The organism is Haloarcula sp. MBLA0138 (assembly GCF_055632455.1).
In genome coordinates this window covers 500903-521595 of record NZ_CM145746.1, presented here as the reverse complement: position 1 = coordinate 521595, position 20693 = coordinate 500903, and the positions used below count along the sequence as shown (strand labels likewise).

Sequence of the window (20693 nt, the reverse complement as noted above, 5' to 3'; positions counted from 1 at the left end):
GTGCGAGAACGGACGACCGGCGGGCCGGCCGACGGACGGGTCGGCCGGAGAGCGGACGACCGACGGACCGACGCGCCGGTCGAGGCCGGACGGCGACGCCGCGGGCCGAGGGGGTCGCCGGCCGGCAGTCCTGTCGGTTTTAAGACCGTCGAGGGACAGGATACGACGACAGCGGAGTCCGGGTCGGGCGTCGGTGTCACGGAGAGCAATGAGACGAGCACAGACAGGCGGTCGGCGGCCGTCACGGGGTGTCCGATGAGTACGGTCGTGCAGTGGCGAACGAGCGTCGCGCTGACCGGGACGGTGGTGAAGTACCTCTCGGTGACGATGCTGATTCCGTTCGTCACCGCGCTGGTCTACGGCGAGGACCTCGCCGTCTTCGGCGTCTCGATACTCCTCGCGGTGGCGTTCGGGGTCGCGCTCGAACGGGTCGAGCCGGAACCAGACCTCCAATCGCGCGAGGCGCTGCTGTTCGTCGCGCTTGCGTGGTTCACCGTCGCCGTCGTCGGCGCGGTGCCGTACGTACTCGCGGGCTACGGCACCGAGTCGGCGCTGGCCAATCCCGTCAACGCCTTGTTCGAGTCGATGTCGGGGTTCACGACGACCGGCGCGACCGTCATGGCCGAGATAGGCGTCGACCGTCACTCTCACGCCCTCATGCTGTGGCGGCAGCTCACCCAGTGGCTCGGCGGGATGGGTATCATCGTCCTCATGGTCGCTATCCTCCCCGAACTGGCGGTCAACGGCGCGCAACTCATCAGCGAGGAGGCCCCCGGCCCCTCGCTGGAGAAGCTCACGCCCCGCATCACACGGACTGCACGAATCCTCTGGCAGGCGTATCTGGCGTTCACGGTGTTGCTCGCGGCGTTGCTGTACGGGCTACATCTGACCGGGTACGCGCCGGAAATGACCCTGTACAACGCCGTCGCCCACGCGTTCTCGACGCTGCCGACCGGCGGCTTCTCGACGAAAGCCGAGAGCATCGCCGCCTTCTCAGCGGCGGTGCAGTGGGTCATCATCCCCTTCATGGTCGTCGCCGGCACCAACTTCGCGCTCTTCTGGTACCTCTTCGACGGCGACGCCGACGCCGTGCTTCGGGACCGCGAGTTCCGGGCCTACGCCGGCGCTATCGCGGTTCTGACGGCCGTCCTGACGGGGCTGCTGTTCACCGGGGCCGCGCCGACGGTAGCCATCGGCGGGACGACCCAAGGGACCGTCTCGAACGCCGCCCGGCAGGCGGCGTTCCAAGTCGCCTCCCTGCTGAACTCGACGGGGTACGCGACCAGCAACTTCGCCGAGTGGGACACCCACGGTCAGCTCGTCCTCCTCCTGACGATGTTCGTCGGCGGCTCGGCCGGCTCCACGGGCGGCGGAATCAAGGTCATCCGCTGGCTCATCGTCCTGAAGTCCGTGCGCCGGGAGCTGTACCACGCCGTCCACCCCGAGGCCGTCTCGCCCGTCCGGCTGGGCGACATCGTCGTCGACGAGGAGGCCATCCGCGGCGTCGTCGGCTTCACCGTCCTCTACATCCTGCTGTTCGGGCTGGGCGCGGTGTTCTTCGCGCTGGACGCCGCCCGCGTCGGCATCAGCCTGACCGCGCTGGAGGCCGTCGGTACCAGCCTCGCGGCCGTCGGCAACATCGGGCCGGCGTTCGGCCGGCTCGGCCCGTTCGGCTCGTACCTGCTGCTCCCGGCCACGTCGAAAGGCGTCATGATACTGCTGATGTGGGCCGGCCGGCTGGAGATAGTCACCGTCCTCGTGGTGTTCACCCGGTCGTTCTGGGAGCGCTAGGAGCGCCAGTAGGCCCGCGTCAGCAGGACGAACACCGGGAATATCTCCAAGCGGCCCGCCCACATCAATAGGACCATGTACGTCTTGCTCGTCCACGGGAAGTCCGTGTAGCCGTTCATCGGGCCGACGACGCCGAAACCCGGGCCGACGTTGCCGAGCGTCGCCGCCGTCGCCGACATGACTTCCAACACCGTCACGTCGTAGCCCGCCCGGGCGGCGTCGAGGAACAGCAGGCCGACGCTGACGAAGAAGATGACTAGATAGAGCAGCGTGAACGCGTAGATGCCTCGGACCGCCCGCTCGTCGAGGGCGCGCCCGCCGAGCCGGACCGGCGAGACGGCCTCCGGGTGGATGGTCGTGAACAGCTCGCGTTTGAGCGACTTGACGATGACCAGCCAGCGGACGACCTTGACGGCCCCGCCCGTGGAGCCGGCCGAGCCGCCGACGAACATCCCGAACAACAGGAGGTACTTCGTCGCCGGGCTCCACGCGTTGAAGTCCATCGAGGCGTACCCCGTCGTCGTCACGATGGAGACGACTTGGAAGGCGGCGTGGCGGACGGCGCGTTCCAGATGGCCGGGAATCGCCGGCACTGCGGCGGGTATCTCGGCGAGTCCCGCGCCGAGGCCGGCGAACAGCAGTCCGGCGATGATGGCGGTCAGCGCGGCCATCACGCCGGTGTAGAACCGGAACTCCCCGTCCTCGCGGAACGCCGAGAACTCCCCCTGCGTGGCCCGCCAGACTAGCGCGAAGTTGGTGCCGGCGACGACCATGAAGGGGATGATGACCCACTGCACCGCCGCCGAGAACGCCTCGATTGAGCGGGCCGCCGGCGAGAACCCGCCGGTCGGCATCGTCGTCAGCGGGTGCGAGACGGCGTTGTACAGCCCCATGTTCGGGGCGTAGCCGGCCACGTGCAGGCCATAGAGGAGCAGGAACTCCAGCACGGTGAACCCGAGGTAGGCGAGCCACAGCGCCCGCGCCGTCTCCGCGATGCGGGGCGTGAGCTTCTCGATTCCCGGCCCCGGTGCTTCGGCGTCCATCAACTGCGCGCCCCCGACCGACAGTTCGGGGAGGATGGCGACGGCGAGGACGACGATACCCATCCCGCCGAGCCACTGGGTGAGCTGTCGCCACAGCAACAGGGCGTGGGAGTGGCGCTCGAAGCCGATGTTCCCCATGACGGTCGCGCCGGTCGTCGTGAACCCCGACATCGACTCGAACAGCGCGTTCGAGGGGTGCGCGAGCGTCGACTCGGTGCCGTAGCCGGCGACGAGATAGGGGACCATCCCGACGACGGCGACGGCCATCCACGTCAGCGCCACCATCAGGAACGCCTCGCGGGCACCGAGGTCCGGGTCGTCGTCGAGCCGTTCGAGCGCCAAGCCGACGAAGACGGCGAGGATAGCCGTGACACCGAAAGTGGTGACGCCCTCGCCGTAGTACAGCGCGACCAACAGCGGGGCCAAGAGGGCGACCGAGAGGTACTTCAGGACACCACCGACGAGCGCGACGGCGGCCCGCCAATCCACGCGGAGGTCCCCGCGGGTGGGAACGCGGTGGTTCATCTCAGAGCTTCCCGCTCGCGTCGGACAGACAGTCGCTCTCGACGAAGACGACGACGTGGTCGCCCTCCTCGAGGACCGTGTCCCCGCGCGGGATGACCAACTCGCCGCCGCGCGTGATGGCACCGATGACGACCCCGTTCGGGAGGTCCTGTACGGACTCGCGGATGGGGCGGTCGTACAGCACGCTCTCGGTGTCGACCTCGATTTCCAGCACCTCGGCCCGGTCGGACTCGATGATGGCGACGTTCTCGGCCTGATGTTCGCGGGTGAACCGCGTTATCTCCTCGGCGGTGACCTCGCGTGGGTTGACCGCCACGTCGACGCCGACCTCCTCGAACAGCGGGACGTACTCCCCGTCGTCGACGATGGCGACGGCGCGGTCGGCCCCCAACCGCTTCGCCAGCAGCGCCGCCAACAGGTTCGTCTCGTCGTTGTCGAGCGTGGCGACGACCGCGTCCGCGTCGGCGACGTGCTCGCGCTGGAGGAAGTCGCGGTCGGTGGCGTCGCTTTCCAGCACCGTCGTCCCGTCCAGCATCTCGGCGAGTTCACGGGCGCGCTCGTGGTTCTTTTCGACGAGGCGGGGTTTCAGCCCGCGCTCTTGGAGGAGCCGGGCGGTGTGGTAGCCCACGTCGCTCCCGCCGACGACGAGGACGTTCCGGGCCGTGTCGACGCCGGGCGCGACCTCGTGGGCGAACGTGTGGACGCTCTCGCGGCTCCCGATGACGACCACGTCGTCACCGGCCTCGATGACCGTCTCCCCGCGCGGGATGACCACGTCGTCGTCCCGGAGGATGGCCGCGAACGTCAGCGACTCGTAGCGGTCGGCGGTCTCGACGGTCTGGTCGGCGACCGGGCTCTCCGGGCCGATCTCGAACTCGGCCATCTGGACCAGTCCGTTGGCGAACGTCTCCACGTCCTGTGCCGCCGGCAACCCGATGACGCGGGCGACGTTCTCGGCGGTCAGGAGGTTCGTCGCGACCATGTGGTCGACGCCGAACGCGCCCCGGGACTGCTGCCACGTCCGGAGGAACTTCGCGCTCTTGACCCGCGAGATGGTGAACGTGTCCGTCACCGTCTCGGCGGTCCCGCAGGTGACGATGTTCGTCTCGTCGTCGTCGGTACTCGCGATGAGGATGTCGGCGTCCGCGACGCCGGCCTCCTCGAGCGTGTCGAGGTCCGCGCCGTCGCCCTCAATGCCGAGGACGTCCACGTCGTACATCAGGCTCTCGACGCGGTCGCCGTCGATGTCGATGACCGCGACCTCGTGGCTCTCCGCGAGGCTCTCGGCGATGGTCGACCCGACCTCGCCGGCACCGACGATTACGACGTACACGGCACACCCTCCGCAACGTACATGTCCGCCCGTTCTGCGGGCCGGTTGAAGTGTATTTCCATCTCCGGGGTTTGTCCGTGTGACCCATCCCCGGAACGGGCCGCCGCCGGCAGGCCCCGGCGGTAGACGTGGGGGTTAAGGGTCGTGCGCGAGTGGAAGTGGTATGAACTGGACAGTCACTCGTCGCGGACTGCCCCGAAGCCAACGCCCGACAGCGGGGGGACCGCAGCGTGGCTGACCTCCTCGATAGCGTCCTCCTCCCGGTGGCGAGCGAGGACGACGCCCGCACCAGCGCCGCGGCGCTGGCGGCCCGGGACCACGGTGACGTGACCGTCGTCCACGTCGTCGAGAAGGCCGGCGGCGGCGTCGACAAGGCCGGCGTCGAACAGCGCGAGCAGGCCGCCGAGGAGATGTTCGACGCGGCGCGCGCGGTGCTGGGCGACGTAGAGACCGACGTGCTGTACGGGACCGACGTGGTCGAGACCGTCTTCGCGGCCGCCGCCGAGCGAAACGCCTCGGCCGTCGTCGTCACGCCCCGCGGTGGCAACCGCCTGTTCCAGTTGCTCACCGGCGACGTGGCCCTGCGGTTAGTGACCGAGAACGACCGCCCGGTCGTCGTCCTGCCCGACGCCGACGAGGTACCCGCGACGGAGACGGCAGCCGATGAGTGACGAGGAACTCGCCAAGGACATCGGCCCGCTGGCGGCGCTGACCATCGGCGTCGGGACGATGATAGGCGCGGGTATCTTCGTCCTCCCGCGGACGGCCATCAGTCAGGCTGGCTCCTTCGCCGTCGTCGCCTTCCTGCTGGGCGGGGGTATCGCCCTGCTGACGGCCTTCTCGGCCAGCGAACTCGGGACGGCCATGCCCAAGTCCGGCGGCGCGTACTACTACGTCAACCACGCGCTGGGCCCGCTCTTTGGCTCGGTAGCCGGGTGGGCGAACTGGCTCGGGCTTGCCTTCGCCTCAGCGTTCTACATGGTCGGGTTCGGCCAGTACATCCAGCAGATATTCGGGCTGCCGAGCGCGGTCGCGCTCGGTCCGCTCTCGGTCGAATCCGTGAAACTCGTCGCGCTGGGCGGGGCGGCGCTTTTCATCGCGGTCAACTACATCGGGGCGAAGGAGACCGGCCGCCTCCAGAACGTCATCGTCGTCATCCTCGTCGCCATCCTCGCGGTCTTCACCGTCTACGGGGCCCTGCGGGCCGACCCCGCGAACCTGCCGCCCGCGAGCGGCCTCTCGGACATGATGGGCGTCACCGGAATCATCTTCGTCTCCTATCTCGGTTTCGTCCAGATTACCAGCGTCGCCGAGGAGATTCAGGACCCCGGCCGGAACCTCCCGCGGGCGGTCATCGGGAGCGTCCTGCTGGTGACGGCGGTCTACGCGCTCGTGTTGGTGACGATGAGCGCCGCCGTCGAGCAGGGGTTCATCGACGCGCTCCCGGCGAGCCAGATAGCCGTCGTCGAGGTGGCCCGCCTCCTGCTCGGGCCGCTGGGCGCGACGGCGATGCTCGCGGGCGGCCTGCTGGCGACGGCCTCCAGCGCGAACGCCTCCATCCTCGCGTCCTCGCGCATCAACTTCGCCATGGGCCGGGACGGTATCGTCAGCGAGTCGCTGAACGAGGTCCACCCGCGGTTCTCGACGCCGTACCGCGCCATCGCCATCACCGGCGGGCTCATCCTGCTGTTTATCGCCGCCGGCACCGTCGAAACGCTGGCGACGATGGGCAGCGTCCTCCACTTGGTCATCTACGCACTGCTGAACGTCGCCCTCGTGGTGATGCGGGAGGCCGAGACGGCGGATTACGCCCCCGACTACCGCGTGCCGCTGTACCCAGTGGTGCCGATACTCGGCGCGCTGAGTTCGCTTGGCCTCATCGTCTTCATCGACCCGCCCATCATCGCGCTCTCCGCGGTCCTCGTCGCCGGTGCCGTCGTCTGGTACTTCGGGTACGCGCGGACGCGGGCGACGAAACGGGGCGTCCTCTCGGAGTACATCCTCTCGCGGCCCGAGGAGATGCCCGACGCCGCCGTCAACGCCGCCGCCGGCGTCCAGCCAGACGGCGGCGACTACCGGGTGATGGTCCCGCTCGCCAACCCGGAGAACGAGACCGAACTCATCACGCTCGCCAGCGCCATCGCCAAACAGCGGGGCGGGACCGTCGACGCGGTCCACATCGTCACCGTCCCCGACCAGACGGCGCTGGCGGGCGCGGCCGAACGTGCCGACGAGATAGACGAGACCTCTGCGCGCCTGCTCGCCGCCGCGCGCGAGGACGCCGAGACGTTCGGCGTCGACATCGAGACCCACACCATCGTCTCGCACCGGTCGTTCGACGCCGTCTTCGACGCCGCCCGAAGCCACGACGCCGACCTCACGGTCATGGGCTGGGGGCCGGACGCCCACGGCCGGGCCGAGTCGGCCATGGACGAACTCACCGAGGCCGTCCCGTGTGACCTGCTCGTGTTGCAGGACCGCGGCTTCGACCCCTCGCGTATCCTGCTGCCGACCGCCGGCGGACCGGATTCGGACCTCTCGGCGGCCATCACGCGGCTCCTGCAGGCCGAGTACGACTCCGAGGTCACCCTGCTCAACGTCGCCGACGGCGACCCCGAGGACGCCGAGGAGTTCCTCGAATCGTGGGCCGCGGACCACGACCTCGAAGACGCACGGCTCCGCGTCGAGACCGGCGACGTCGAGGCCGCCATCGAGCGCGCCGCCGAGGACGCGACGCTGCTCGTCCTCGGAGCCACCGAGGAGGGACTGTTGCGCCGGCTGGTCTCGGGCTCTATCGTGCTCGACGTGGCCGACGACGTGGACTGCTCGGTCCTGCTCGCCGAGAAGCAGCGCCACCGCGGTCTGCTCGACCGCCTGTTCTGAGGGCGGCCGACCAACTTTTAACCGTACACCGGCCTTCGGTTCGGATATGCCGGACAGTAATACAGCGACGACCGCCGCGGCATACGTCGTGGTCGTCGCCGCGGCGGTCGTGACAGCGACCGTCCTCGCGCCGGTCGTCTACGAAGCCGTGGGGTCGCCGGGGAGCGACGAGCCGAGCGTCGCCGTCGTCACGTTCCGCGGAGGGACGACCGACGCGAACGTCAACGCGGCCGTCCAGTCGCTGCGGGAGGTCCGCAACAACGACTCCGTCGAGGCGGTCGTCCTCCGCGTCGACAGCCCCGGCGGGCCGGTCGACGCCAGCGAGGAGTTCTACCTCGCGGTCAACCGGACCGCGCGGGCGATGCCCGTCGTCGCCTACGTCGAGGGGACGGCGGCCTCGGGGGGCTACTTCGGCGTCGTCCCGGCCGACGAAATCGTCGTCAAGCCCTCCTCGAACGTCGGCAGCATCGGGGTCGTCGTGCAGGCCCCGCTGAGCGTCATCGAGCAAGCCGAGCGCCAACAGGAGACGTTCGTCCGCTCCGGGCCGGACAAGGCGCAGGTGAGCCGCGACGGCATCCGCGAGGACATCGAACTCCTCCAACGCGCGTTCGTGAGCACGGTCCTCAGCCACCGGGGCGACGAACTGACCCTCTCGCGCGAGCAGGTGGCAAGCGGCGAGGTCTACCTCGGACCGGAGGCGGTCCGGAACGGCTACGCCGACCGCATCGGCGACCTCGGGACCGCCATCGAGCGCGCCGCGGCCCGCGCCGACGGTATCAGCGGCGACGGCTACGATGTCTACTACAAGACGCCCCTCGGCGGGCAGGTCAACGTCATCGTCCTCGGGCAGGAGGCCGAGCGCGTCGACGGCGTCGTCTACGTCGACCGAACGGGGGCGTCGACCGACGAGTTCGTCGAACCGGTGCGGTACTACGCCGTCTGGGGCGTTCCGACCGACAACGGGACCTACGAGGGGGTGCCCGCCGATGACTAGGGGCGCGTTCGTCAAGCCGGCGGCCGTCTTCGTCGTCGTCCTCGCGCTCCTGCTGGGCGGGACGGCGGCGGTGGCGCTGGTCGCCGGCACGGCCGCGACGCCCGACGGCGCGACCGTCGAGGGGCAGTCACCGTCGCAGTTCCGGCCCGCGAACGTCACCACCGGCGTCGACCCGGAGACCGGCACCATCGAGGTCGCGCCCGAGGACCCGGACGGCCGCATCCTCGTCGACACGGGCCACGGCAATCAGTTCGAGCGCGCCGACCTCGAACCGATAGTCAGCGCCGCCTTCGAGGCCGGCTACGCCGTCGAGTTCGCCGACGGCGGGTCGGTCGAGGGGTCGCTGGGTGCGTACGACGGCTACCTCGTCGTCCAGCCGACGACGGCCTTCTCGGCCACCGAGCGCGAGGCGGTTCGGGAGTACGCCGCCGACGGCGGCCGCGTCGTCGTCCTCGCGGAGCCGACCCAGACGACGCTGAACACCGGTCTGACCACGTCGACCCAACGGGTCGCGTTCGGGGCCGAGAACCTCTCGACGGACTACGGCGTCCGCGTGGGTCCCGAGGGCCTGTACAACAACGTCGACGGCCGCAACGACAACAACTTCAAGAGCATCTACGCCGGCCAGAGCCGCCCCAACCCGCTGAGCGACGGCGTCGACACCGTCACGTTCGACACCGCCGGCTACTTCGTCACCGCGCCCGGCGGCGACACCACCACGCTGTTCACCGCCGCCGAGGGAACCCGAACGCTGGAGACGCGCCGCACCGGCCCGTACGCCACCGTCGTCCGCAACGGCAGCGTCGTGTTCGTCGCCGACTCGTCGTTCCTCCGCCCCAGCGAGGTGTACGACGCCGACAACGAGGTGTTCGTCGGCAACCTCCTCTCGTTCCTGCTCGACGGGGAGCCACCCGGCGCGCCCGACGACGCCGGCGAAGCGTCCGGGCCGACCGGCGACCCGACCCCGACGCCCGGCAACGGGACAGTGATAACCGGCGAGGGGTGAGCGGCCCGGCTCGGCCGGAGATGGCGGCGAACGTCGGCCCCAGTCGCTCTGTAGACCCGTTTTCGCTCCGGTTCGGGCCGCGACGCGCGACCCGTCGCAGTATTTGTTGGGCTTGATTTATCTGTCGGCCGTGCGTGAGTCCATACCATGGCGACCTCCCCGCTGAGCGAGATGGCCCCGTTCGACACTGCCCGTCGCCGGATGTCGGTCCTGCTCGTCGACGACGACGAGTCGATGGTCGAGATGACCGCGACCTTTCTGGACCGCGAGATATCGACCGTCGAGACGACAGCGGTGACGGGGCCGGACGCCGCGCTGGAGGAACTCGACACGGGCGAGTACGACTGCATCGTCAGCGACTTCGACATGCCCCGGATGGACGGACTGGCGCTCTTGAACGAGGTCCGCGAGGCGGGTATCGAGGCCCCGTTCGTGCTGTTCACCGGGAAGGGAAGCGAGGAGATCGCCAGTCAGGCAATCACCGCCGGCGTCGACGAGTACCTCCAGAAGGGCGGCCCGGAGGAGTACCCAGTGCTGGCCAACAAGGTCGAGAACCTCGTCGAGAAACACTGGGCCGAGACGCAGGTCCGCCGCGGGTTCCTCGCCATCGAGTCCGCGGAGGAGGGTATCGGCATCATCGGTGAGGACGGAGTGTACCAGTACGTGAACGAGGCCTACGCCGCCGTCTACGACCGCGACCGCGCGGAGTTGGTCGGGGAACACTGGGACATGCTGTACGCCGACGAAGAGGCACAGCGGTTCCACGACGAGATTCTCCCGAAACTCCAGTCCGAGGGGACGTGGCGCGGCGTCTCGACCGGCCTCACGAAAGAGGGCGACCGGATTCCGGAGCGCCTCGTCCTGACCCAGATGGAGAGCGGCGGTCACGTCTGCATCGTCCAAGAACTCGCCGAGACCGAGGAACTCGAAGCCGAGTTGGCCCTCAAAAACGACGCGCTCGACGCCGCCGGGTTGGGCATCGTCATCGCGGACGCGACGCAGGACGACACCCCGCTGGTGTACGTAAACGAGGGGTTCGAGGAGCTGACTGGGTACGACGAGGACGAGGCGCTGGGTCGAAACTGCCGGTTTCTGCAGGGCGAGGCGACGGACCCGGAGACGGTCGCCGAGATACGCGACGCCGTGACCAGCGGCAAGCCCGTGTCGACTGACATCCGCAACTACGACGCCGACGGGAATCCGTTCTGGAATCTCCTCGAAGTCTTCCCGATACCCGACGACGACGGCCGCGTGACCCACTTCATCGGGTTCCAGCGCGAGATTACGGAGCGGCGCGCCGACAGGACCGAGAGAGGGCCACAGCGGGACTGGCTCAGTGACTTCGGACACGTCCTCTCACACGACCTCAAGACGCCGCTGTCCGTCGTGCAGGGAAATCTCGACCTCGCCAGAGAGACCGGCGAGACGGACCCCCTCGACGACGCTATCGCCGCCGCGAACCGAATCGAGGGACTGATAGACGACCTCTCGAAGGTGATGACCCACGGCGAACTGATAGACGGGACGGCCCCCGTCGAACTCGCCGACGCCTTCCAGTCGTGGGACGCGTTCGAGACCGAACCGACAGCGTTCGAAGTCGTCGACTCGAAACCGATACTCGCCGACGAACAGGCGCTCGTCCGACTGGCCGACAACCTCGTCCGGAACACCGCCGAACACGCCGGCACGGACACGCCGATGCGACTCGGCACGCTCCCGGACGGGTTCTACTACGAGGACGCCGGTCCCGGAATCCCCCCGACCGACCGGGAGGACGTGTTCAAACCGGGGTTCACCACGAAGGACGACGGGGCCGGGTTCGGGATGGTGAGCATCGAGCAGATAGCCGTCGCCCACGGCTGGGAGGTCACCGTCACCGAGAGTACGGACGGCGGCGCTCGCTTCGAGTTCACCGGGATAGCCGAACCGGAGTGACCGCCGCGGCGGCGTGTCCGCGCCGGTCGCGGCCGCCCTTGCGGGCCACGAGCGCGCGAAAAGAGAGGTGCGTTCTCAGCCGAACGTCTGGCGAATCATCCGCGTTATGGGGACCCACACGATGTAGCCCCACCACTGACAGTATCTATGCCGGAGCCCGAAATCGGTCCTCGCCGTTCTACGGCGATCGCTCAGGAACCAGCGCCGGAACGGGACAGTCGAAACCGCTTAGCCGTCGATCCGGGCCAGTTTCTCGCGTTTGTCTTCGGGAATCGGGTTGACGTAATTCACGCTCTCGCCCCCGCAGAGGTCGTTGAAGTCACCGTCGGTGGTGAGTAGGTAGTCGGCGTCGTAAGAACGTGCCAGCGCGAGAACGAACGAATCGTACACGTCGTGTTCCTTCTCGGCGCTGATGTCGTACGCCTCAAGCAGCGCCTTGCCGTTCGCGTTCACGATACGCGCCGGACTCCGGACGAGTGACTGCACCGCATTCCGTGCAGCGACCGGATCGACGCCGAAGTTGCTGGTCATGATGTACTGCGCTCGCAGCGGATAGTAATCGAAGACGAGCAGCACGTTCGGTCCATCGAGTGCGTTCTCGATCCACGGAAAGACGTCTTCGTGTGCCGGATGATCCTCGGTGAGCGCGATGGCGAGGGCGTTCACGTCGGTGAGGACCGTCACTTCCGTCGGCAGGGAATCGCTCATTCCTTGCGGTCCATCGGCCCGAACAGGGATTCGCCAGCGTCGGTCGGCGTCGAACCCGTCCAGTCCTCTCGTCCCGCCGTCGCCGGTTCGAGCTTCGCACTCGGCTTCGGGTTGACTTCGAGGACGGAACCGACGAGCGTTGCCGGGACCTCGTCGTTCGATTCGATACCTAATCGCTCACGGATTTCCTTTGGAAGCGTTACTCGACCGCGGTCATCCACCGTGAGCGTGACTCGTTCGCCGCGGTCGTCGTCAGACGATGTTCCCATTTTTGACCACCTATTACCCACTACTGAGTTGATAGATAAAACGCTTCTGCTCGTGTTCGACTACGTCGGTGATGAGTCTCGATGGGTATTGCTCGACCGTCACTGAGGAACTCTCCGTAACTCGACGATCCGAAATCGCTCGGCGGAGGTGAATCACGTATCATTCAGTACAGGCGGCATATTTACCTCGGTATTGTTCGATTGGATGACTAATGACCGAGTGGGAGCGTGTGAGACAGGAACTCAACAAGGCGGGCTATTCTGGATTCGAGTTCGATAGCGGCGATACGGCCGTGCCGGGATTGTCCGGTGAGTGGATATCCGGTAATATCCCACGCGAGGGCGGATTGAACCACGAGAACCAACCACTTTGGCTACGGATTCTCGACGCGCTACCCGGGGGGTGATACCGTGGAAGCTGACCCGGAAAATACCCCGGAAATCGTACGCAACATTGCCACTAATGACAGTTCGGACCAATCGTTCCTACCATCAGTCCCCTAAGAAATGAATGGATGTGGTTTTCTCAGCCGAACATCTGGCGCATCATCGGGTGCATCTCCATGAGCTGTTCCTCCGCTATCTCCTCGTACAGCTTGTACGTGATGGAGACGGTCAGCAACAGCCCGGTACCGGAGACGCCGCCGATGGTACCCAGCATGTTCGCCATGACGGCCAGCAGGCCCACGAGGGCACCGCCGATGACGGTGACCTGCGGGATGTAGCGTTCGAGCACTTTCTCTACGACGCCGACGTTCTGCCGGAAGCCGGGAATCTGCATCCCGGAGTTGTGTATCTGCTTCGCCGTCGCCTCCGGGCCCATGTCGGTCGTCTCGACCCAGAAGATGGCGAACACCGCACCGCCGATCAGCATGAACGTCAGGTCGACGCCGACGCGGATGAGTATCTGCCAGACCGGCTGGCTCGCGCCACTCAGCCACCACATCCAATCTCCGGGTGCCTGAATCGGCGCGAGGTAGTAGAACAGGCCGCTGGTGGCCTGCCCGTTCGAGTACGAGCCCAGCCACGCCGGCAGACTGCCCAGTTGGGCGTCGAGAATGCGCCCGAGGAACTGGATGTTGGCCTGCAGCGCCCGGACGAGGATCATCGGCAGGACGCTGGCGTAGATGAGCTTCACCGGGAAGCGGCCACGAGCGCCCTTCACGCGGGCGTTCGACAGCGGTATCTCGACCCGGACGGACTCGGCGTAGACGACCACGGAGAAGATGAGCACCGTGGTCAGCAGCGCCAGTAGCTGTCCGGGACCGGTGACAAGCGTCTGAATCCCGCTCGGAGCCAGCAGCGACCCCGTGTTCAGCTGCCCGGTCACGATGAGATACCACGTGTAGATGATGCCGCCGCCCTGTCCGTCGGGGGAGAACATCGGGAGGGTCAGGATGCCGCCTATCAGTCGTTGGCTGACGCCAGCGACGATGAACAGCCCGATACCGGACCCGACGCCCCACTTGGAGATGACCTCGTCCATGAACAGGATGAGGACACCACCGACGAACATCTGGGCGAAGATGAGCCACTGGACGCCGACCGTCGGGATGCCAAGCGACTGCGCGACGGCGGTGTCGGCGGGCAGGAACCCACCGGCGAACACCATCGGCAGCCCGGTCAGACAGATCATCACCAGTACCAGCAGCTTCTGGAGCCCCTGATAGAGGATCTGGTCACGCGGGTCGTTCTGCGTGTCCAGTCCGAGCAGGTCGGCACCGCCGAGCAGTTGCAGGACGATGGATGCCGTGACGATGGGGCCGATACCCAACTGCATGATGCTCCCCTGACCCGACGCGAGGATGGACGAGAAGCGGCCGAAGACGGCCGAGCTCTGGTCGATGTCCAAGCCGAACAGCATCACGTTCGTCAGGAAGAAGTACAGCACCAGCACGCCGCCGGTCCACGCCAGCTTCCGCTTGAACGGGATGTGGCCCTCCGGCCGGCGGACTGCCGGCATCCGGACGAGCAGCGGTTCGGCGGTGTCCTTCCAGCTCATCTGTCGTTATTCCTCGTCGTCCGCGTCGGATTCGTCGTCGGCCTGCGCCTCGGCGCGCTCTTGGCCGCGCTCGGTCAGTTCCGTGCTGCCGCCGGCGGCCTCGACCTTCTCGCGAGCGCCCTCGGAGAAGTCGTCGGCGACCAGCGTCAGCTCGTTGCGGACCTGCCCGGCACCGAGGACCTTGACGACGTCGACCTCGTGGCCGTCCTCGACGACGTCGCGGGCGTCGATTCGGTAGCCGTCACCGTCGGCCTCGGCGACGCCGTCGGCCGCCAGCAGGGCGGCGTCCTCGTCGAGTTCGCGGACGTCGACCGTCTCGACGTCCTCCTGAACTTTCTCCGGACGCTTGAAGCCGCTCTTGCCCAGCGGCTCGTAGTTGTGGAACTCGTGCTTGTCGCGGCCGGCCGCGCCGCGGCCACCGCGGTGGCCGGCACCGCGGCGGTTCTTGTGCGAGCCGCCGCCGTGCGTGCGGGAGCCGCGCTGTCGTCGTTTCTTGGATGTCATTATCGCATCGCCTCCAGGAGGTGGTCGATGCCCTCGGTGTCGTGTTTCCCGAGTTCGCCGCCCTCCTTGACGGGGTGTTTGACGCCGTCGTGGCCGCCACGGGGCGGGTGCAGGCGCAGCGTCGGGGAGAGTCCCTGCTCGCGCAGCGTCGTCTCCTCGGAGACCAGCGCGAACGCCAGCCCCTCGACGTCGTCGTAGTCGGTGTTTTCCGCCACCCACTCGTCGTCGATGTCGGCGTCGCCCTCCGCGGGCTCGCCGCGGGTCTCGAGCAGGAGTTCGACGGTCGACTGGCTCGGCTCGCCGTAGGCGACGAAGTCGTTGACCTTCGTCACCATCCCGCGGTAGGTCTCGGTCTGGGGGACGAGCGTGGCGTGGTTCACGTGGTGGATGTTGAGCATCTCCAGCGTGTCCGCCACGTCGGTGTCCATGTTCACGTCACTGCGGATCTGGACGAGCGCTTGCATCACTCGATCACCTCGCGCTTCTCGAAGGTGCGCTCGGGGACGCGGGCCTCGGCCGTGTTGCGCAGGGCGTTGAACGTCGCCTTGGCGAAGTTGACCGTGGTCCGGGTGTTGCCCGACGAGCGGGTCCAGATGTCCTCGATGCCGGCCAGCTCCAGCACTTTGCGGACGGTCTCTCCGCCCGCTAGCCCGAGCCCGCGCGGGGCCGGCTGGAGCTCGACCTCGACGCTCCCGGCCTTGCCCTCGGTGCGCAGCGCGACCGTGTGGGGACGGCCACAGCCACACTCCCAGGACCCGCAGCCGCGGGAGACGTCGATGAGGTTGAGCTTGGCGATGTCGATTGCCTTCTGGATGGCACCGCCGACCTGGTCGTCACGCCCCTCGGCGTAGCCGACCAGCCCGTCGCGGTTGCCCACCACGACGACACAGCGGAACTTCACCCGCCGGCCGGAGTCGGTCATCCGCTGGACCATGTTGATGTCCAGCACTTCGTCTTCCAGATCGGGAACGAGCTGGTCGACGACTTCCGATTCTTTCAGGGGAAGCCCGGAGTTCAGCGCCTCCTGCATGGAGTCGATGTCGCCCTCGACGACCTGCTTGCCGAGGCGTGTCCGGGGTTCCCAGCCGTTGTCAGCACTCATAGTTCGATGTCACCTTCCAGTAGGGTCTCCCGGGTCTCGTCGAAGTGGTCCGGGAGGTCCGCGGCGTCGAAGTCCCCGCTGTACAGCGGCTCGTCGCGTTGCTCGGCGTACTCGGCGATGTGGGCACCGCGGGTGCGCTGCCAGTCGGCGAGCACGTCGTCGTTGTGGGGGATTTCGAGGCCGGCGTCGATTGCGCCTTCCTGTATTGCGAATACTTTGCTTCCGGGGGTCGGGGAGTTGAGGCCGATGTCGAGCACCGCCTCCGCCACGCCCGCGTCTTGGGCGCGGAGGCCGGCGAGCAGCCCGGTCAGGTAGGCCGCGGGCGTGTTGCCCGTCGGCGCTTCCCAGCCGTAGTCTGCGAGTTCGCTCGAATGTGCGGCCGCGAGGGTCCGGTCACCGCTCTCGCCGAGCGTCACCAGCTGCGCCCTGACGTGCTTGTTGCTCTTTCGAGCAACGAGGCGGGGCTTACCGGATTTCAGCAGGCGCAACCGCTGATGGTAATCGGTCCGGGCCTCGCGGCGTCGCCGCATCGGCACCTTGTATCGTGGTCCTGTCGCCATTATGCATCACCGTGGTTCGCGTCGATGTACCGTTCGAGGTCCGCGACGCTCTCGAACTCGCCACCGCCGGCCTTGTCGTAGAGGTCGCGGTACTGGGAGCTCGAAAGCGTCCCGTCGTCACGCAGTTCGCGCAGCTTCGCGCGCTGGGCGCGGATGCGCGACTGCCAGTCTTCCTTGGGGTCCTGTCGCGCCCCGGCCTTGCCCTTCCGGGAACCGGCTCCCTTCTGGTGGCCGTAGGCGCGCTTCTTCTGGCGCTCCCGGGCGCGGCCCCGGGAGTTGCCCTGCTTGTCCTCGGCGCGGATAGCGCCCTCGTCGACCAGTTCGCGCACGTCCTCGCGGGTGATGGCGTCCGCGATGTCACCCTGTCGGTCGGGGTCGAACCAGACACGGTTCTTCCCGACGTCGAGCACGTCGGACGCGAGTCGCTTCTGTGCGGAGAGGTCCGTCATTACTCGTTCACCTCGACTTCCTCGTAGGTGGGGTTGAGAACGCGGATGCCCGCGTCCTCGGCTTCCTCCTCGATGCGCTCGCGCTTGCGAGCGCCGACCTTCGACGCGATGCGGACGGCTTCGCTGTCCCCGTCGACGCCGTCGAGGTCGGCCACGTTGTGCACGCGGACCTCCTCGAAGCCCGAGGGGTGCTTGCCTCGCACCGCGGCCGGCGAGCGGAAGCCGGCCTCGACCGTGTCGCCCTTGCCCTTGATGCCGCGGCGCTGCTTCGAGAGGTCGCCGCGGGGCTTGCGCCACGAAGTCGAGACGCGCTTTTTCTTGTGGTGGTCCTGTCGGTTGAACTTCGGCGTGTTGACCCGGTGTCGCTGGGCCAGCAGCCGAGCGGCCTCGTCGTCAAGGTCAGGCGTCTTGTCGGCGAGCCCGCGGGGCTGGAGTTCCGTCTCCACGTCCGCGTCGGTCTCGTCTGCCTCCTCGGTGCCTTCCTCTTCGACCTCGGCCTCGGTCTCGGTATCGACTTCGAGCCCGCCGACATCGGCCTTGATGCGGGCGGCCAGCGCGTTGCCGATACCGCTCACGTCGGCCAGTTCGTCCTGACTCGCCGCCTGCACGTCGTCGACCGACTCGAAGCCGGCCTCGCGCAGCGCGTCGGCCTTGGAGTCGCCGACACCGCTGATGTCGGTCAGTTCCATCCCGTCGTCCGCGTCGTCTTCGGCTTCGTCTGCCGCCTGTTCGGCCACGCGGTCGGGGTCTTCGGCCGGTTCGCCGTCGTGGGGCTGTTCGGACTCGATGTCCGCCTCTGGCCCGTCACCCTGCGTGAGGGCCTCCTCGTTGGCGTCGGCGTCGCTGCTCTTGTTGTCGGGGTTGTCTGCCATCAGGCGTCACCTCGGCTCGGTTTCTGGGTGATGTACACCCCGTCTTGGAACACCCGAACGTCCTTGTCGTTGACGCGGGTGAGCTGTTCGATGTCCGCGGCGGTCTGGCCGACGGCCTCGATGTCCGGGCCGGAGACGGTGAGCTCCTCACCGTCGATTCGGACATCGGTGTCACCGTGGACGCCCGTCCGACGCGGGGCCTTCTCACCGAGGAAGTTCTCGATGACGACCTCGTCGCCCTCGACGTCGACCTGCATCGGGAAGTGGGAGTAGAAGACTTCCATCTCGTACTCCCACCCCTCGGTGACGCCGTGGAACATGTTCTCGACGTGGCTCTCGAAGGTCCCGATGGTCGACATCGTCTTGGCGTCGGACTCCTCGGACTCGACGACGACCGCGTCGCCGTCGACGGAGACGTCGATGTCGGGATACCAGAGCCGTCGTGTGACGCTACCTTCGGGCCCCTCGACGGTCAGGTCGAGGTGGTCCATCTCGGCGGTCACGGCTTCCGGAATTTCCAGTTCTACTCGTGGCATTGTCAGTATACGTAGGCGATGACTTGGCCACCAACGCCCTCCTCACGAGCCTCGTAGTGGCTCATGACGCCGTGGCTGGTCGTGACGACGAGCGTCCCGTAGTCACGCGCGGGGAGGAACCGCTTCTCCCACTTCTCGAACTCGTCTGCACTCGCCGAGTAGCGGGGCTTGACCGGGCCACAGTCGTTGATGGCTCCTTTCAGTTCGACCTCGAACTCGCCGGCCTTGCCGTCGTCGACGAAGCTGAACCCGTCGATGTACCCGCGGTCGTAGAAGACCTCGAGGACCGAGCCGATTTCGTTCGAGGCGGGCGATACCGTCTGCTCGAGATGCCCGACGCTCTCGGCGTTGTTGATGGCCGACAGCGCGTTGGCGAACGGATCGTTTCCTGTCATGGTTAGCTGTACTTCTTGAAGCCCATGCCCCGGGAAATCTCCCGGAAGCACTGGCGACACAGCCAGATGTCGTACTTGCCGACCAGTCCCTGCTCGCGCCCGCAGCGCTGGCAGGACTCCAGCTGGCCGGTCCGGTCGCTCTCGGCGGTGTCGGACTCCTCGGTGTGTTCTGTCTCGCTCTCGCTCATTCTGCGACCTCCACGTCGAAGGTAGACTCGACGAAGACGACCGCGTCGTCGGGGTCGAGTCGGTGGTTCGAGGGAATCGAGCGCGACGCCTTGTCGCGCTTGGCGACGCGGTAGCCGGGGCGGACGAGGTTGACCGTCACGTCAAGCCCGTAGATTCCGATGCTCGGGTCGTACTCCTGACTCGGGAACTCCGTGTGCTCCTCGACGCCGAAGCTGAAGTTGCCGGTGTCGTCGAACTGCGTCGCCGACAGGTCGGCAAGCGGCAGCGCCGTCGAGAGGAACGCCTCGGCGGCCTCGTCACGCAGCGTGACCTTCGCGCCGATGGGGTCGCCCTCGCGGATGTCGAACTCGCCGACGGTCTGTTTCGCCGTCGTTCGGACCGGGTTCTGCCCGGTGACCTCGCCGAGGATGTCCTCGGCGTTGGCGAGGTCGCGCCCGCCGTGGCCGATGCCCATGTGGACGACGACCTTCTCGACGCGCGGTTCGCGCATCTCGTGGAAGTCGGCGGACTCGCTCTCGGAACTCATTCGTCACCCTCCTCGTCGCCTGTGAAGTTCTCGTCGATGACGACGACGTACTCCTCGACGGTCTCGAAGCCCTCGCCCTCGTCTTGCTCGACGAGGACGTTGTTCTGCGAGGAGCCCGGCGTCACCTGAATCTCGTCGATGACCCCGATTTCGCCCGCGTGGGCACCGTCGACGGCGGTGACGAGAGCGCCCTCTTCGTACTCGAAGTGGGCGACGATTTCGCCGTCCTCGTTGCCGACGACGACGGAGTCGCCGCCGTCGTAGGTCTGGTCGTCGTCGACGACCAGCGTCTCGCCGTCGTGAAGTCCCAGTTGGACCTCGCCGCCGGCGACGTGGGTCTTGGTGACGATTTTGCCGAGCTTGGAGTCGGCCGCGTCCGCGTCGATGGCGGTCAGCGCCAGCCGGCCGCCCTCGCCGGGGAACACGCGGTAGAACTCGTCGCGCTCGGTGAACGCGAGGATGTCGAACATCCCGACCGGGCGCTCCTCGTCGGAGACCGCCTTGCCGTTGATTCGGACGTTGTCCTCGTTGAGCGCGTAGCGCGCTTCCTTGCGGGTGTCGACGTAGCCGAGCACGTCCCGCAGGACGATGAGCAGGGGAACCCCCGACTCGCCGTGCGGGCCGGCACCGGCCTTGACGGTGAACGTTTCGGTCTTGCGCTCTACGGGCCAACTCTCGGGCACCGAGAGGCGCTTCTGGTGGTTACTCATGCTGTGTCATCCTCCGATTCGAGCCGCGCCTCGCGCTCGTCGTCCTCGAGGTCGAGGGCCGTCACGCGCACGTTGGACGTGTCGAGCGGCCGGGGAACCTCCTCGCCGTCGGTCTTCTCGAGGGTCACGTCCTCGACGTGGATGACGGCGTCCGAGAGGTCGACGTCGACGACTTCGCCTTCCTCGCCGGCGAAGTCGCCGCGAAGCACTTCCACCGTGTCACCGGCGTTGACGCGGACGTTGCGCTGACCGTACTCCTCGCGGAGGTCGTCGGTCAGCGTGGCCCGCACCTGCTTGTGCTTCTCGTGCAGCGGGGCGCGTCGTTGCTGCGTTCGCTGTTTGTCTGGTTTCCGTGGCATGG

24 protein-coding genes and 1 pseudogene are annotated in these 20693 nt (G+C 67.4%); 8 read left to right on the top strand and 17 right to left on the bottom strand.

Annotated elements, in window-relative coordinates; genetic code table 11:
• Positions 1-255: 255 nt before the first annotated feature.
• Positions 256-1791 carry a TrkH family potassium uptake protein gene (locus tag ACV7JO_RS02650; RefSeq protein ID WP_470355745.1) on the top strand — a complete coding sequence of 512 codons (1536 nt, stop codon included), beginning with the start codon at positions 256-258 and terminating at the stop codon, positions 1789-1791.
• Here the strand turns inward: ACV7JO_RS02650 and ACV7JO_RS02645 are convergent.
• Positions 1788-3359 carry a TrkH family potassium uptake protein gene (locus ACV7JO_RS02645; RefSeq protein WP_470354792.1) on the bottom strand — a complete coding sequence of 524 codons (1572 nt, stop codon included), beginning with the start codon at positions 3357-3359 and terminating at the stop codon, positions 1788-1790. The genes ACV7JO_RS02650 and ACV7JO_RS02645 overlap by 4 nt on opposite strands.
• Before the next feature lies 1 nt (position 3360).
• Positions 3361-4692, bottom strand: a complete 1332-nt coding sequence (trkA, locus tag ACV7JO_RS02640) for a Trk system potassium transporter TrkA (protein WP_470354791.1) — start codon at positions 4690-4692, stop codon at positions 3361-3363.
• Positions 4693-4922: 230 nt separating this feature from the next.
• Between trkA and ACV7JO_RS02635 the strand changes: the two genes are divergently transcribed.
• From ACV7JO_RS02635 to ACV7JO_RS02610, 6 genes and pseudogenes are all read left to right on the top strand, one after another.
• Entirely contained in the window at positions 4923-5363 is a 441-nt protein-coding gene (locus ACV7JO_RS02635) for a universal stress protein (protein ID WP_470354790.1), read from the top strand.
• Entirely contained in the window at positions 5356-7575 is a 2220-nt protein-coding gene (locus tag ACV7JO_RS02630; protein ID WP_470354789.1) for an amino acid permease, read from the top strand. The genes ACV7JO_RS02635 and ACV7JO_RS02630 overlap by 8 nt, the downstream gene beginning before the upstream one ends.
• A 46-nt stretch (positions 7576-7621) precedes the next feature.
• Positions 7622-8569 (top strand): S49 family peptidase, encoded by a 948-nt coding sequence (locus ACV7JO_RS02625; protein WP_470354788.1) that lies wholly within the window; start codon positions 7622-7624, stop codon positions 8567-8569.
• Positions 8562-9575 (top strand): DUF4350 domain-containing protein, encoded by a 1014-nt coding sequence (locus tag ACV7JO_RS02620; protein ID WP_470354787.1) that lies wholly within the window; start codon positions 8562-8564, stop codon positions 9573-9575. The genes ACV7JO_RS02625 and ACV7JO_RS02620 overlap by 8 nt, the downstream gene beginning before the upstream one ends.
• 147 nt (positions 9576-9722) lie before the next feature.
• A pseudogene (locus tag ACV7JO_RS02615) lies at positions 9723-10853 on the top strand (PAS domain-containing protein); the annotation flags it as partial.
• The gene (locus ACV7JO_RS02610; RefSeq protein ID WP_470355744.1) at positions 10827-11510 is read left to right on the top strand and encodes a sensor histidine kinase; all 684 of its coding nucleotides are present in this window, start codon (positions 10827-10829) and stop codon (positions 11508-11510) included. The pseudogene ACV7JO_RS02615 and the gene ACV7JO_RS02610, both read left to right, overlap by 27 nt.
• 228 nt (positions 11511-11738) lie before the next feature.
• Here ACV7JO_RS02610 and ACV7JO_RS02605 read toward each other — a convergent pair whose 3' ends face one another.
• Together ACV7JO_RS02605 and ACV7JO_RS02600 are read right to left on the bottom strand one after the other, a co-directional pair.
• Positions 11739-12218: a type II toxin-antitoxin system VapC family toxin gene (locus tag ACV7JO_RS02605; protein WP_470354786.1), complete on the bottom strand. Its 480-nt coding sequence runs from the start codon at positions 12216-12218 to the stop codon at positions 11739-11741.
• Positions 12215-12487 (bottom strand): AbrB/MazE/SpoVT family DNA-binding domain-containing protein, encoded by a 273-nt coding sequence (locus tag ACV7JO_RS02600; protein WP_470354785.1) that lies wholly within the window; start codon positions 12485-12487, stop codon positions 12215-12217. Before ACV7JO_RS02600 ends, ACV7JO_RS02605 begins: the two co-directional genes overlap by 4 nt.
• A 212-nt stretch (positions 12488-12699) precedes the next feature.
• Between ACV7JO_RS02600 and ACV7JO_RS02595 the strand changes: the two genes are divergently transcribed.
• Positions 12700-12894, top strand: coding sequence for a hypothetical protein (locus ACV7JO_RS02595; protein ID WP_470354784.1), 195 nt, complete (start codon positions 12700-12702; stop codon positions 12892-12894).
• Between the two features lie 119 nt (positions 12895-13013).
• Here ACV7JO_RS02595 and secY read toward each other — a convergent pair whose 3' ends face one another.
• The 13 genes from secY to rplX form a co-directional block, all read right to left on the bottom strand.
• Positions 13014-14489: a preprotein translocase subunit SecY gene (secY, locus tag ACV7JO_RS02590; RefSeq protein WP_470354783.1), complete on the bottom strand. Its 1476-nt coding sequence runs from the start codon at positions 14487-14489 to the stop codon at positions 13014-13016.
• Between the two features lie 6 nt (positions 14490-14495).
• On the bottom strand, positions 14496-14993 hold the full coding sequence (locus tag ACV7JO_RS02585; RefSeq protein ID WP_470354782.1) for an uL15m family ribosomal protein: 498 nt from the start codon (positions 14991-14993) through the stop codon (positions 14496-14498).
• A complete protein-coding gene (rpmD, locus tag ACV7JO_RS02580) occupies positions 14993-15457 on the bottom strand; it encodes a 50S ribosomal protein L30 (protein WP_470354781.1) in 465 nt (154 codons plus the stop codon). Before rpmD ends, ACV7JO_RS02585 begins: the two co-directional genes overlap by 1 nt.
• A complete protein-coding gene (locus tag ACV7JO_RS02575) occupies positions 15457-16095 on the bottom strand; it encodes a 30S ribosomal protein S5 (protein ID WP_470354780.1) in 639 nt (212 codons plus the stop codon). Before ACV7JO_RS02575 ends, rpmD begins: the two co-directional genes overlap by 1 nt.
• Positions 16092-16655, bottom strand: a complete 564-nt coding sequence (locus tag ACV7JO_RS02570) for a 50S ribosomal protein L18 (protein ID WP_470354779.1) — start codon at positions 16653-16655, stop codon at positions 16092-16094. Before ACV7JO_RS02570 ends, ACV7JO_RS02575 begins: the two co-directional genes overlap by 4 nt.
• Positions 16655-17104, bottom strand: coding sequence for a 50S ribosomal protein L19e (locus ACV7JO_RS02565; protein ID WP_470354778.1), 450 nt, complete (start codon positions 17102-17104; stop codon positions 16655-16657). Before ACV7JO_RS02565 ends, ACV7JO_RS02570 begins: the two co-directional genes overlap by 1 nt.
• Entirely contained in the window at positions 17104-17793 is a 690-nt protein-coding gene (locus tag ACV7JO_RS02560; RefSeq protein ID WP_470355743.1) for a 50S ribosomal protein L32e, read from the bottom strand. Before ACV7JO_RS02560 ends, ACV7JO_RS02565 begins: the two co-directional genes overlap by 1 nt.
• 182 nt (positions 17794-17975) lie before the next feature.
• Positions 17976-18512, bottom strand: coding sequence for a 50S ribosomal protein L6 (locus ACV7JO_RS02555; protein ID WP_470354777.1), 537 nt, complete (start codon positions 18510-18512; stop codon positions 17976-17978).
• Positions 18513-18514: 2 nt separating this feature from the next.
• Positions 18515-18907 (bottom strand): 30S ribosomal protein S8, encoded by a 393-nt coding sequence (locus tag ACV7JO_RS02550; protein WP_470354776.1) that lies wholly within the window; start codon positions 18905-18907, stop codon positions 18515-18517.
• A 2-nt stretch (positions 18908-18909) separates the two neighbouring features.
• The gene (locus ACV7JO_RS02545) at positions 18910-19095 is read right to left on the bottom strand and encodes a 30S ribosomal protein S14 (protein ID WP_470354775.1); all 186 of its coding nucleotides are present in this window, start codon (positions 19093-19095) and stop codon (positions 18910-18912) included.
• Positions 19092-19622: a 50S ribosomal protein L5 gene (locus tag ACV7JO_RS02540; RefSeq protein WP_470354774.1), complete on the bottom strand. Its 531-nt coding sequence runs from the start codon at positions 19620-19622 to the stop codon at positions 19092-19094. Before ACV7JO_RS02540 ends, ACV7JO_RS02545 begins: the two co-directional genes overlap by 4 nt.
• A complete protein-coding gene (locus ACV7JO_RS02535; protein ID WP_470354773.1) occupies positions 19619-20332 on the bottom strand; it encodes a 30S ribosomal protein S4e in 714 nt (237 codons plus the stop codon). Before ACV7JO_RS02535 ends, ACV7JO_RS02540 begins: the two co-directional genes overlap by 4 nt.
• A complete protein-coding gene (rplX, locus tag ACV7JO_RS02530) occupies positions 20329-20691 on the bottom strand; it encodes a 50S ribosomal protein L24 (RefSeq protein ID WP_470354772.1) in 363 nt (120 codons plus the stop codon). Before rplX ends, ACV7JO_RS02535 begins: the two co-directional genes overlap by 4 nt.
• Between the last annotated feature and the right edge of the window lie 2 nt (positions 20692-20693).